Here is a 12,492-nt window from a genome sequence, read left to right as displayed (position 1 = left end):
TGCGGGCCGCCCTTCTCGGCAGCTGGAGTGCGTCCTCGCTCGTGGCGAGATCAGACCTTGCGGGTCAGGATGGCCTGCTTGACCTCGGAGATGGCCTTGGTGACCTGGATACCACGCGGGCAGGCCTCCGAGCAGTTGAAGGTGGTCCGGCAGCGCCAGACGCCCTCCTTGTCGTTGAGGATCTCGAGGCGCATGTCCCCGGCATCGTCGCGCGAGTCGAAGATGAAGCGGTGCGCGTTCACGATCGCGGCGGGACCGAAGTACTGGCCGTCGGTCCAGAACACGGGGCAGGAGGACGTGCACGCGGCGCACAGGATGCACTTGGTGGTGTCGTCGTAGCGGTCGCGCTCCTCCGAGGACTGCAGGCGCTCCTTCGCAGGCTCGTGGCCCTTGCTGATCAGGAACGGCATGATCTCGCGGTAGGACTGGAAGAACGGCTCCATGTCCACGATCAGGTCCTTCTCCACCGGCAGGCCCTTGATGGGCTCCACGAGGATGGGCTTGGACGTGTCGAGGTCCTTCAGCAGCGTCTTGCAGGCCAGGCGGTTGCGGCCGTTGATGCGCATGGCATCGGAGCCGCACACGCCGTGGGCGCAGGACCGACGGAAGGACACCGAGCCGTCGTGCTCCCACTTGACCTTGTGCAGGGCGTCCAGCACGCGGTCCGTGCCGTACATGGTCAGCTTCCACTCGTCCCAGTGGGCCTCGTCGGAGACCTCCGGGTTGTAGCGCCGGACCTTGAGGGTGACGTCGAACGTGGGGATCTCTCCGCCGGCGACGTCCTTGCTGAGCTCGATCTTCGAGGCCGGCTCTTTTTCCATCGTTTCGGTGCTCATCAGTACTTGCGCTCCATGGGCTGGTATCGGGTGAAGATAACCGGTTTGGTCTCAAGGCGGACGCCGCTTGTCTCGGTGGCGCTCGGGTCCTTGTAGGCCATGGAATGGGTCATGAAATTCTCGTCGTCACGCTCTGGGTAGTCCTCGCGGAAGTGACCCCCGCGGGATTCCTTGCGGTGCAGGGCCGCCGCGGTCATGACCTTCGCCATGTCGAGGAGGAACCCGAGTTCCACGGCCTCCAGCAGGTCGAGGTTGAATCGCTTGCCCTTGTCCTGGACGGTGATACGGGTGTACCGCTCCTCCAGCGTATCGATCACGCGCAGCGCCTCGAGCAGCGTCTGCTCGGTGCGGAACACCTGGACATTGGCGTCCATGACGTCCTGGAGCTCCTTGCGGATCTGCGCGACGCGCTCTCCGCCTTCCGAGCTGCGTGCCCGGTCGAGGAGCAGCTCGGTCTCGGCCGCGGGATTCTCGGGGATCTCGACGAAGTCGGCCGTCAGGGCGTACTGCGCGGCGGCGATGCCGGCGCGCTTGCCGAAGACGTTGATGTCGAGGAGCGAGTTGGTGCCCAGGCGGTTCGACCCGTGCACGGAGACGCACGCGACCTCGCCTGCGGCGTACAGCCCGGGAACGACGGTGTCGTTGTCCGCCAGGACCTCGGCCTGGATGTTGGTCGGGATGCCGCCCATGGCGTAGTGCGCCGTCGGGAAGACGGGGACGGGCTCCGTGTAGGGCTCGACGCCGAGGTAGGTGCGGGCGAACTCGGTGATGTCGGGGAGCTTCGCATCGATGTGCGCGGGCTCGAGGTGCGTCAGGTCGAGGAGGACGTAGTCCTTGTTCGGCCCGGCGCCACGGCCCTCGCGGACCTCGTTCGCCATGGAACGCGCCACGATGTCACGCGGTGCGAGGTCCTTGATGGTGGGGGCGTAGCGCTCCATGAAGCGCTCTCCCTCCGAGTTCCGGAGGATCGCGCCTTCGCCGCGCGCCGCCTCGGACAGCAGGATGCCCAGGCCGGCGAGGCCGGTCGGGTGGAACTGGAAGAACTCCATGTCCTCGAGGGGGATGCCGCGGCGGAACGCGATGCCCATGCCGTCGCCCGTCAGGGTGTGGGCGTTCGACGTCGTCTTGTAGACCTTGCCGACGCCGCCCGAGGCGAACACGACGGACTTCGCCTGGAAGATGTGCAGCTCACCCGAGGCGAGGTCGTAGGAGACGACCCCGGCCACGCGCTTCTGGATGCGGGTGACGCCGTCGACGGTGACTTCCTGGTCCACCATCAGCAGGTCGAGCACGTAGTACTCGTTGTAGAACTCCACGTTGTGCTTGACGCAGTTTTGGTACAGCGTCTGCAGGATCATGTGGCCGGTGCGGTCCGCTGCGTAGCAGGACCGGCGGACAGGGGCCTTGCCGTGGTCGCGGGTGTGGCCGCCGAAGCGCCGCTGGTCGATGCGCCCCTCGGGCGTGCGGTTGAACGGCAGGCCCATCCGCTCGAGGTCGAGGACCGCCTCGATGGCCTCCTTGGCCATGACCTCGGCCGCGTCCTGGTCGACGAGGTAGTCACCACCCTTGACGGTGTCGAAGGTGTGCCACTCCCAGTTGTCCTCTTCGACGTTGGCGAGTGCAGCGCACATGCCGCCCTGAGCCGCACCCGTGTGCGAACGGGTGGGGTAGAGCTTCGTCAGGACGGCGGTATGGGCACGCTGCCCCGACTCGATGGCTGCGCGCATCCCTGCGCCACCGGCGCCGACGATGACGACGTCGTACTTGTGGACCTGCATGCTGGTCGCTCTTTCTGTTGAAACCGGTCGTGCATGACGGGGCCCCGCAGGGCCGGTCATGCGGGAACTGCCGAGGTCCGGCAGGGCTTACGATGCGGGGCAGTAGTCCGCCACGTGCGCGACTCCGTCGATGACGGGGCACGGATCGAAGGTGAAGATCACGAGGGTGCCGAGGACCACGATGACGACGGTCGCCGCGTAGAGGACTCCCTTGAGCCACATTCGCGTGCTGTTCTTGTCGGCGTAGTCGTTGATGATCACGCGGACGCCGTTGGTGCCGTGGAGCATGGACAGCCACAGGAGCACCAGGTCCCAGACCTGCCAGATCGGGTTGGCCCACTTGCCGGCGACGAAGCCGAAGTCCACACCGGTGATGCCGTCCCCGGCGACGAGGTTCACGTACAGGTGGACGGTGATCATCACGAGGAGGATGGCGCCGGAGAGGCGCATGAACAGCCAGGCGACCATCTCGAAGTTGCCGCGCGATCCCGGCGTGCGCGAGTAGCCCGGGGTGACGCGACCGGAACGGGGGCTGTCGATGGTTGGGGTAGCCATGGTGTTAACCTCCGAAGACGTGCGAGAGATGGCGGATCGAGAAGGCGATCATGACGACCGCCCAGAGGCCCACGACGCCCCAGAGCATCTGGCGGTGGTACTTGGGGCCGTCCTTCCAGAAGTCCACAAGGATCAGGCGGATCCCGTTGAAGGCGTGGAACATGATGGCGGCGACGAGACCGAGTTCCCCGAGACCCATGAGCGGGTTCTTGTACGACGCGATGACGGCGTCGTAGGCTTCGGGCGAAACGCGGACGAGGGATGTGTCCAGGACGTGCACGAGGAGGAAGAAGAAAATCACTACCCCGGTGATGCGGTGGGCCACCCAGGACCATTGGCCTTCCCGGCCACGGTAGAGGGTGCCTGCTGGTGTCAGTGTCTTCGGCATTGAAATTACCTCCCTGCATCGCATGGGCGTTAGCGCGTTATACGCAGGGATTACGCCGGTGCGACAGCACTCTTCCGATAAGAATAATCTAGGCCGGTGACAGTTCCGGTTCAATTTAGGGGCCCCTCACATGTGACCTCCGACACCCGTCGTCCGCAGTGTCGATTCCTCCTGTCGATACCCGCGTCGATGCCCGCGGCTACTCGTCCTGACACCCGCCGATGTAGGTGATTCCGGGTCTCCACAGGCCGTCGGTAAGGGAGAATCCGGGAGTCGCACCACCTGCGGCGGCAGGGGAGTGCGGGGGGCAGGACGCGGGTCTGGACGAATCCGGGGCTGCAGGGTATGCCGTCTCCCTCCGGTCGTCGGTTACCGTGGTGCGATGAGTACAGAGAGGGCGGCTGCCCGGACCCCTGACAGTGTGCTGGACCGCTTCCATGCCGTCATCCCCGCGGGAGGCACCGGCACGCGCCTCTGGCCGCTCTCCCGTGCGGCGGCGCCGAAGTTCCTGCACGACCTCACCGGTTCGGGCAGCACCCTGATCCGCGCGACCTACGAACGCCTCCGTCCGCTGTGCGACGGCCGCATCATGGTCGTCACCGGCATCGTGCACCGGCGCGCCGTCCTCGCGCAGCTTCCCGAGATCGAGGACCTGAACCTCGTGCTCGAGGCCGAGCCGAAGGATTCCGGGGCTGCGATCGGACTCGCCGCCGCGATCCTGCACCAGCGGGACCCGAGCATCATCATGGGATCCTTCGCCGCCGACCATGTGATCGCGCCGGTCGAGGTGTTCCAGGAGGTGGTCCGTGAGGCCATCCACACGGCTGCGCAGGGCTACATCGTGACCATCGGGATCAAGCCGACCCATGCCTCGACGGGATTCGGGTACATCCGGGCGGGTGAGTCCCTCGCGGTCGAGGGGGCTCCCAGCGCCCACGCCGTCGTCGAGTTCGTGGAGAAGCCCTCGCAGGAGGTCGCCGACAGCTACCTCCAGGGCGGCAACTACTCATGGAACGCCGGGATGTTCGTGGCCCCGGTCGACCTGATGCTGAAGCACCTGTCCATCAACGAGCCCGAGCTCTACAGCGGGCTCATGGAGATCGCCGAGGCCTGGGACACCCCGCGCCGCGTCGAGGTAGCCCGCCGTGTCTGGCCCACCCTGCCCAAGATCGCCATCGACTACGCCGTCGCTGAGCCCGCTGCCGCGTCCGGCGACGTCGCGATGATCCCCGGCGACTTCAACTGGGACGACGTCGGGGACTTCGCCGCCATCGGCCGCCTGAACCCGGCGGAGGAGAACAGCGAGCTCAGGGTGATGGGGGAGGGCGCCCGCGTGTTCTCCGAGAACGCCTCCGGCATCGTCGTCTCCGACACCAAGCGGGTCATCGCACTGATCGGCATCGACGACGTCGTCATCGTCGACACCCCGGACGCACTGCTCGTCACCACCAAGGAGCACGCCCAGGAAGTGAAGAAGGCCGTGGAACGTCTGCGCGCCAGCGGCGACACCGACGTCCTCTAGCGCGCGTCCGTAGCACAACGACGTGTCGGCGTAGCGGTGGAAGGGCGACGGGCCCGCGGTCGGTACCCTGAGGGAGTGCAAACGTCCAGCAACCAGAGTCCGCCGGTCTCCCGTATCGGGGCAGCCCTCGCGCCGCTGCTCGGTGAGCTGATCGGGATCCGGCGCGAGATCCACCGGCTCCCAGAACTGTCCTACAAGGAACACCGCACCACGGATCTGATCGTCGACCGGCTCGAGCGTGCAGGCCTCGCCCCCAAGCGCCTCGAGGGTACCGGTGCGTTCGTGGACATCGGCCAGGGGCCCCTCCGGATCGGCCTGCGCGCCGACATCGACGCCCTGCCCATCATCGAGGAGACAGGGCTTCCCTACGCGTCGGAGTCGACGGGCATCACCCACGCGTGCGGACACGACATCCACACGACCGTCATGCTCGGCGTCGCGCTCGTGCTCGCGGACCTGGACGCCGACCTGCCGCTTCCCGGGACCGTGCGGATCATCTTCCAGCCCGCCGAGGAGATGATGCCGGGCGGCGCCATCGACGTCATCGCCCAGGGGGTCCTCACCGGCATCCCGAGGATCCTGGCGCTGCACTGCGACCCGAGGATCGACGTCGGGCTCGTCGGCACGCGCATCGGAGCCATCACCTCCGCATCCGACACCATCCGGGTCGAGCTCAGCGGACGCGGCGGCCACACCTCGCGCCCGCACCTGACCGAGGACCTCGTGTTCGCGCTCGCCTCCATCGCCGTGAACGTCCCGGCCGTCCTCTCACGCCGTATCGACGTCCGCAGCGCGGTGTCCGTGGTGTGGGGGCAGATCCATTCCGGCTCCGCGCCCAACGCCATTCCCGCCCACGGCTTCATGTCGGGGACGCTCCGCTGCCTGGACGGTGAGGCCTGGGAGTCGGCGGGCGAGATGCTCGACCGCGCCGTGCGCGAGGTCGCGGCCCCCTTCGGTGTCGACGTGAAGCTGGAGCACATCCGCGGGGTACCGCCGGTCGTGAACCAGGAGGCCGAGACGGGACTCCTCGAGGCCGCCGCACGCGCGGAACTCGGGTCGGAGGCCGTGGTCCTGACCCCGCAGTCGATGGGCGGCGAGGACTTCGCCTGGATGACGCAGGAGGTGCCCGGCGCCATGATGCGGCTCGGGACACGCACGCCCGGCGGGGAGACGTACGACCTCCACCGCGGTGACTACGCGCCGGACGAGCGCGCCATCGAGAGCGGGATCCGCGTGATGGCAGCCGCCGCACTGCAGGCCGTGCTCGGGCGCCACTCCTGAGCCGGCCCGTCCGCCACCGGTGGACGGCGCCCGGGGAGGGGGCGGAGGATAACGAAATCCGAACGATCGGGCCGGGCCGGATCTCCGTGTAGTGCTCCCCGTCACCCAGCCTCTAGGATGTTCGCATACGTGCTGCACCGACGGTGTCGCGGCGCCACGGTCTTCCGGTGAAAACAGAGCCTCGGGTCCATCTGACCCGTGTTGGACACTCACTGGCATTCGTCCCCGTGGCGCATTTCTCTCCTGGAGGCATTTTGAAGAACTCACTGCGCAAATTTTCGCGCGGAACAGGCCTGTCCGCCGCCGTTCTCGGCGTATCGGCTCTCGTCCTCTCCGGTTGCGGTGCGCCGCCGGCCGAGGACTCGGCCGGCGGTGGCGCGAGCGCCGAGGCGAACAGCGACTACCTGGGCTGCATCGTCTCCGACTCCGGCGGATTCGACGACCGCTCGTTCAACCAGTCCAGCTACGAGGGACTGAAGAAGGCCGAGGCGGACCTCGGCATCAAGATCAACCAGGCCGAGTCGCAGGCCGAGACCGACTTCGGCCCGAACGTCGACACGATGGTCAAGGGCGGCTGCAACCTGACGGTCACCGTCGGCTTCCTGCTCGCCGACACCACGAAGGCCGCCGCGGAGGCGAACCCGGAGTCCAACTTCGCGATCATCGACGACAACTCGATCGACCTGCCCAACGTCAAGCCGATCATCTACGACACGGCGCAGGCAGCCTTCCTCGCGGGGTACGCAGCCGCAGCGACGAGCGAGACCGGCAAGGTGGCCACCTACGGCGGCATCAACATCCCGACGGTCACCATCTTCATGGACGGCTTCGCCGAGGGTGTCGACTACTTCAACGAGGAGACCGGCGGCGACGTGCAGCTCCTCGGCTGGGACAAGGAGAGCCAGAACGGCACCTTCGTCGGCAACTTCGAGGACGCGGCCGCTGGCAAGACCAACACCCAGAACTTCATCAACGAGGGCGCCGACATCATCATGCCGGTGGCCGGTCCGGTCGGGTCCGGAACGCTCGACGCCGTCATCGAGGCCAACGCCGCCGGCAAGGACGTCAAGGCCGTCTGGGTCGACTCCGACGGCTACGAGACCGCCGGCAAGGCCGAGGAGTTCATCCTCACCTCCGTCATGAAGCTCATGGGCGGTGCCGTCGAGGACGTCATCAGCACCGACGTCGAGGGCACCTTCGACAGCACCCCGTACGTCGGCACCCTGGAGAACGGCGGTGTCGCCCTGGCTCCGTTCCACGACCAGGAAGCCAACGTCCCCGCCGACCTGCAGACGAAGCTCGACGAGCTGAAGGACCAGATCATCTCCGGTGAGATCACGGTCGAATCCGCGGCCAGCCCGAAGTAGGCACGACAGCACCACCGAACCGCCTTCCTCCCGCGGATCCCCGCGGGAGGAAGGCGGTTCGCGTTCGTCCCGCCTGCGTGCCCCGAAGCCGCAGCCGGTATCCTTGCCGGTGACTTCCACCGGAGACAACAGAACAGAACAGGCTGGGTTGTGAAACTCGAACTGATCGGCATCACGAAGCGCTTCGGATCGCTCGTTGCCAATGACTCCATCGACCTCGTCGTGGAACCGGGACAGGTCCACAGCCTGCTCGGCGAGAACGGGGCGGGCAAGTCCACCCTCATGAACGTGCTGTACGGACTGTACGACCCCACCGAGGGTGAGATCCGCGTCAACGACAAGCCCGTGACCTTCCGGGGCCCCGGGGACGCGATGGCCGCCGGGATCGGCATGGTGCACCAGCACTTCATGCTCGTGCCGGTCTTCACCGTCGCGGAGAACGTCGCCCTCGGCAATGAAGCCGTCAGGGGCGGCGGCATGCTGAACCTGCAGGAGACCCGCACCCGCATCCGCCGCATCTCGGACCAGTACGGGTTCGACGTCGACCCCGACGCCGTGGTCGAGGACCTCCCGGTCGGTGTGCAGCAGCGCGTCGAGATCATCAAGGCCCTCGTGCGCGACGCCGAGGTGCTGATCCTCGACGAGCCGACGGCCGTCCTGACGCCCAAGGAGACCGACGAACTGCTCGGGATCATGGCGCAGCTCACGGCGGACGGCAAGTCCATCGTCTTCATCTCGCACAAGCTCCGCGAGGTCAAGGCCGTGTCCGACGTCATCACCGTGATCCGCCGCGGCAAGGTCGTGGGGACCGCCGATCCCGGCGCCTCCACCACCGAACTCGCGTCCCTCATGGTGGGGCGCTCCGTCAGCCTGACGCTCGACAAGAAGCCGGCGACGCACGGTGAGGTCACCTTCCGGGTCCGCGACCTCACCGTGCAGGCGGACAACGGCCAGCGCGTGGTGGACGGCCTGAGTTTCGACGTCGCACAGGGCGAGATCCTCGCCATCGCCGGCGTGCAGGGCAACGGCCAGACCGAACTCACCGAAGCCATCATGGGACTCCAGGACCACGTGACCGGGTCGATCACCCTGGACGGGAACGAGCTCGTCGGCCGCAAGGTCAAGGACGTCATCCGCGCCGGTGTCGGGTTCGTCCCCGAGGACCGCAGCGTGGAGGGCCTCGTCGGTACCTTCTCCGTGGCCGAGAACCTCATCCTGAACCGCTACGACGACGCCCCCTTCGCCCGGGGCCTGTCGATGTCCCCGGCGGCCATCGGGAAGAACGCCGACGAGAAGATCGCCGAGTACGACGTGCGCACGCAGTCGGCCGCCGCCGCCGCCGGCACGCTCTCGGGCGGCAACCAGCAGAAGGTCGTCATGGCCCGCGAGTTCTCGCGACCGCTCAAGCTGTTCATCGCATCGCAGCCCACGCGCGGCGTCGACGTCGGATCCATCGAATTCCTGCACCGGCGCATCGTCGCCGAGCGCGACGGCGGGACGCCGGTCATCATCGTCTCCACGGAACTCGACGAGGTCCTGGAACTGGCCGACCGCATCGCAGTGCTCTACCGCGGGCGCATCATGGGCATCGTGCCCGGCACGGTGTCGCGCGATGTCCTCGGCCTCATGATGGCCGGCATGCCCGCCGACGAAGCGCTCGCGCAGACCCACGACGTTCAAGGAGGAACCCTGTGACCCCGCAGGACGACCGGCCGGTACCCCCGGCCCCCGACGGCGGAGCTCCGCTGACCCGTCGGCAGGCGAAGGACACTGCGCGCCAGGACGAGGTACGCCTCGAGAACGCGGTGGAGACGGCCGGAGGGGAGCTCCCGCCGCCCGCCGTGCCGACCCCCGCCGGCGCCGGCCCCGCGCCGGAATCGACGCTCCTGCAGCGCGTCATGACGGGGAACGCGCTCGTCGCCTTCCTGTCCGTGGTGCTGTCCCTGATCCTCGGCGGACTGCTCATCGCCCTGACCGACCCGAACGTCACACGGGCGTCGTCGTACTTCTTCGGCCGCCCCCAGGACACACTCGGCGCGGCCTGGACAGCGGCGTCGGGTGCGTACATCGCGCTCTTCCAGGGCTCCGTCTTCAACGTCCGCGGGGAGTCCTTCTCCCAGATGATCTACCCGCTGACGCAGACCCTGACCGTCGCGACCCCGCTCATCTGCGCGGGCCTCGGCGTGGCGCTGGCCTTCCGGGCAGGGCTGTTCAACATCGGCGCGCAGGGCCAGATCCTGATCGGCGCCACCTTCGCCGGCTGGGTCGGCTTCACGCTGCATCTCCCGGCCGGCATCCACCTGCTGCTCGTGATCCTCGCGGGCATGGTGGGCGGCGCCGTGTGGGCCGGACTCGTAGGACTCCTCAAGGCCCGCACCGGCGCCCACGAGGTCATCCTCACGATCATGTTCAACTACATCGCGACGAACCTGGTCCTGTACTTCCTGAGCACCCCGGCGTTTCAGCGCCCGGGGTCCACGAACCCGATCAGCCCCCAGCTCGACGCGTCGGCCCTGTACCCGCCGCTGCTGGGGTCCGGCTTCCGCCTGCACTGGGGCTTCGTCGTCGCCGTCCTCGCCACCGTCCTCGTGTGGTGGCTGCTCAACCGCTCGACGGTGGGCTTCGAACTCCGGGCCGTCGGCGCCAACGCCAGTGCGGCCCGCACCGCGGGCGTGAACGTCAGCAAGGGCTACATCCTCGCCATGGCCATCGCCGGTGCGCTCGCCGGACTCGCCGGGGTCGCCCAGGTGTCCGGCACCGAGAAGGTCCTCACCTCGGGCGTGGCCGCGAGCTTCGGCTTCGACGCCATCACGGTCGCGCTCCTCGGGCGTTCCTCGCCCTGGGGCACGTTCGCGGCAGGCATCCTCTTCGGCGCGTTCCGCGCCGGGGGCGTCGCGATGCAGGCCTCCACGGGTACGAGCATCGACATCGTCCTCGTGGTCCAGTCGCTCATCGTCCTCTTCATCGCAGCGCCGCCGCTCGTCCGCGCGCTGTTCCGCCTCCCGGCGCCCGGAGCCCCGCGCGCCGGCAAGGGCGGCACCACGACCCGCACGCCAGCCTCGACCGGAGCAGCAGCATGAGCACAGCAACCACCGCGCCCGCCCGCGGCACCGGCGACGCCACCGTGCGGAGCTGGAAGAACCCGATCATCCTCTCCGTCGTCGCCCTCTTCGCGCTCCTCGTGTTCGCGCTCGGGGCGCCGGGCAACGACGTCACCTTCCGGCTGTCCGAGGAGAACGATCCGATCGTCCTGCCGTCGATCGTGGTGTCCGCACCGCTGATCGGGTGGCTCGCGGCGATCGCCATGATCGCCCTCGCCGTCCTCGCGATCCTGCGTACCCGCGCCCGGCGGAAGGTTCCCGCCTGGGTGCCGGCCGTCTTCGCGGTCCTGTTCCTCATCGCGTTCCTGACCTGGGTGGTGGGCAGCGCCCGCACTCCGAACGTCGCCCTCTATGGGCTGCTCGCGGGCTCCGTCACGCTGGCGGTGCCACTGATCTTCGGCTCGCTCTCGGGCGTCCTCTGCGAGCGGTCCGGCGTCGTCAACATCGCCATCGAGGGCCAGCTGCTCTTCGGCGCCTTCGCGGCGGCCGTCGCGGCGTCGCTGTCCGGCAGCGCCTTCGTCGGCCTGCTCGCCGCCGCCGTCGCGGGCGTCCTGGTGTCGCTCGTCCTCGCGGTCTTCAGCATCCGCTACGTCGTGAACCAGGTGATCGTCGGCGTCGTGCTCAACGTGCTGGTCTCGGGCCTCACGGGCTTCCTGTTCTCCGCCGTCCTCAGCGAGGACTCCGAGCGCTGGAACTCGCCGCCGCGCCTGCCCGTGATCGAGATCCCGCTCCTCGCGGACATCCCCGTGATCGGCCCGATCCTCTTCCAGCAGACCATCGTGGGCTACCTCATGTACATCGCGGTCGCCGTCATCTACGTGGCCCTGTACCACTCACGCTGGGGCCTGCGGACCCGCGCGGTCGGCGAGCACCCGAAGGCCGCCGACACCCTCGGCGTGAACGTCAACCGGATGCGCTTCCTGAACGTGCTCCTCGCCGGAGTCGTGGCAGGCGTCGGAGGGTCCTTCTTCACGCTCGTGGCCGTCTCCGGCTTCGGCCGGGACATGACGGCGGGCCAGGGCTACATCGCACTGGCGGCACTCATCTTCGGCCGCTGGAATCCCATCGGGGCGTTCTTCGCGGCACTGCTGTTCGGCTTCGCGACGAACCTCTCGAACGTGCTGAGCCTCCTCGGCACGCCGGTGCCGGACCAGTTCCTGCGCATGCTGCCCTACGTGGTCACGGTCTTCGCGGTCGCCGGCCTCGTAGGCCGGTCGAGGGCACCGGGCGCCAGCGGCATCCCGTACATCAAGGGTTAGGACCACCATGAGCGAGAACGACATCCCCTGGGACGACCTCACCGCCACGGCGAGGGAGGCCATGACCCGGGCCTACGTGCCCTATTCGAAGTTCCCCGTCGGGGTGGCGGCACTGATCGACGACGGCCGGATCATCTCCGGCTGCAACGTCGAGAACGCCTCCTACGGCCTGACGCTGTGCGCCGAGTGCGCCCTCGTCAGCGCCCTGGCGATGAGCGGAGGCGGGCGCATCCGTGCCTTCGCCTGCGTCGACGGTGAGGGCAACACCCTCATGCCGTGCGGCCGGTGCCGCCAGCTGCTGTACGAGTTCCGGGCACCGGACATGGTGCTCCTGACCGTCAGCGGCATCCGCACCATGGACGAGGTCCTGCCGGACGCCTTCGGTCCGCAGCACCTCGCCTGACC

The 12,492-nt window shown here is 68.1% G+C and carries 11 protein-coding genes; 7 read left to right on the top strand and 4 right to left on the bottom strand.

The window, feature by feature from the left end; translation table 11 throughout:
• Nucleotides 1-50: 50 nt before the first annotated feature.
• The 4 genes from ACX80J_RS11815 to sdhC all read right to left on the bottom strand — a co-directional run bounded on the left by ACX80J_RS11815 (nucleotide 51) and on the right by sdhC (nucleotide 3,557).
• Entirely contained in the window at nucleotides 51-836 is a 786-nt protein-coding gene (locus ACX80J_RS11815; RefSeq protein WP_459345089.1) for a succinate dehydrogenase iron-sulfur subunit, read from the bottom strand.
• Nucleotides 836-2,614, bottom strand: a complete 1,779-nt coding sequence (gene sdhA, locus ACX80J_RS11810; protein ID WP_459345090.1) for a succinate dehydrogenase flavoprotein subunit — start codon at nucleotides 2,612-2,614, stop codon at nucleotides 836-838. Before sdhA ends, ACX80J_RS11815 begins: the two co-directional genes overlap by 1 nt.
• Before the next feature lie 87 nt (nucleotides 2,615-2,701).
• Entirely contained in the window at nucleotides 2,702-3,169 is a 468-nt protein-coding gene (locus ACX80J_RS11805) for a succinate dehydrogenase hydrophobic membrane anchor subunit (RefSeq protein ID WP_459345091.1), read from the bottom strand.
• 4 nt (nucleotides 3,170-3,173) lie between these two features.
• The gene (gene sdhC / locus ACX80J_RS11800; RefSeq protein ID WP_087074914.1) at nucleotides 3,174-3,557 is read right to left on the bottom strand and encodes a succinate dehydrogenase, cytochrome b556 subunit; all 384 of its coding nucleotides are present in this window, start codon (nucleotides 3,555-3,557) and stop codon (nucleotides 3,174-3,176) included.
• Between the two features lie 382 nt (nucleotides 3,558-3,939).
• Between sdhC and ACX80J_RS11795 the strand changes: the two genes are divergently transcribed.
• The 7 genes from ACX80J_RS11795 to ACX80J_RS11765 all read left to right on the top strand — a co-directional run bounded on the left by ACX80J_RS11795 (nucleotide 3,940) and on the right by ACX80J_RS11765 (nucleotide 12,490).
• Entirely contained in the window at nucleotides 3,940-5,079 is a 1,140-nt protein-coding gene (locus ACX80J_RS11795) for a mannose-1-phosphate guanylyltransferase (RefSeq protein WP_459345092.1), read from the top strand.
• 75 nt (nucleotides 5,080-5,154) lie between these two features.
• Nucleotides 5,155-6,360 carry an amidohydrolase gene (locus ACX80J_RS11790; protein ID WP_459345093.1) on the top strand — a complete coding sequence of 402 codons (1,206 nt, stop codon included), beginning with the start codon at nucleotides 5,155-5,157 and terminating at the stop codon, nucleotides 6,358-6,360.
• A 254-nt stretch (nucleotides 6,361-6,614) separates the two neighbouring features.
• On the top strand, nucleotides 6,615-7,727 hold the full coding sequence (locus ACX80J_RS11785) for a BMP family lipoprotein (protein WP_459347886.1): 1,113 nt from the start codon (nucleotides 6,615-6,617) through the stop codon (nucleotides 7,725-7,727).
• Between the two features lie 150 nt (nucleotides 7,728-7,877).
• On the top strand, nucleotides 7,878-9,422 hold the full coding sequence (locus ACX80J_RS11780) for an ABC transporter ATP-binding protein (RefSeq protein ID WP_459347885.1): 1,545 nt from the start codon (nucleotides 7,878-7,880) through the stop codon (nucleotides 9,420-9,422).
• The gene (locus tag ACX80J_RS11775; RefSeq protein ID WP_459347884.1) at nucleotides 9,419-10,807 is read left to right on the top strand and encodes an ABC transporter permease; all 1,389 of its coding nucleotides are present in this window, start codon (nucleotides 9,419-9,421) and stop codon (nucleotides 10,805-10,807) included. The genes ACX80J_RS11780 and ACX80J_RS11775 overlap by 4 nt, the downstream gene beginning before the upstream one ends.
• The gene (locus tag ACX80J_RS11770) at nucleotides 10,804-12,087 is read left to right on the top strand and encodes an ABC transporter permease (protein ID WP_459345097.1); all 1,284 of its coding nucleotides are present in this window, start codon (nucleotides 10,804-10,806) and stop codon (nucleotides 12,085-12,087) included. The genes ACX80J_RS11775 and ACX80J_RS11770 overlap by 4 nt, the downstream gene beginning before the upstream one ends.
• Nucleotides 12,088-12,094: 7 nt before the next feature.
• The gene (locus ACX80J_RS11765) at nucleotides 12,095-12,490 is read left to right on the top strand and encodes a cytidine deaminase (RefSeq protein WP_459345098.1); all 396 of its coding nucleotides are present in this window, start codon (nucleotides 12,095-12,097) and stop codon (nucleotides 12,488-12,490) included.
• Nucleotides 12,491-12,492 lie beyond the last annotated feature (2 nt).

Source organism: Arthrobacter rhamnosi (genome assembly GCF_054510975.1).
This window is presented reverse-complemented; position numbering and strand designations above follow the sequence as displayed.

Coding starts and splice junctions, on each gene's coding strand:
- ACX80J_RS11815 (WP_459345089.1), bottom strand. CDS start 836: ATGAGCACCGAAACGATGGAAAAAGAGCCGGCCTCGAAGATCGAGCTC.
- sdhA (WP_459345090.1), bottom strand. CDS start 2,614: ATGCAGGTCCACAAGTACGACGTCGTCATCGTCGGCGCCGGTGGCGCA.
- ACX80J_RS11805 (WP_459345091.1), bottom strand. CDS start 3,169: ATGGCTACCCCAACCATCGACAGCCCCCGTTCCGGTCGCGTCACCCCG.
- sdhC (WP_087074914.1), bottom strand. CDS start 3,557: ATGCCGAAGACACTGACACCAGCAGGCACCCTCTACCGTGGCCGGGAA.
- ACX80J_RS11795 (WP_459345092.1), top strand. CDS start 3,940: ATGAGTACAGAGAGGGCGGCTGCCCGGACCCCTGACAGTGTGCTGGAC.
- ACX80J_RS11770 (WP_459345097.1), top strand. CDS start 10,804: ATGAGCACAGCAACCACCGCGCCCGCCCGCGGCACCGGCGACGCCACC.
- ACX80J_RS11765 (WP_459345098.1), top strand. CDS start 12,095: ATGAGCGAGAACGACATCCCCTGGGACGACCTCACCGCCACGGCGAGG.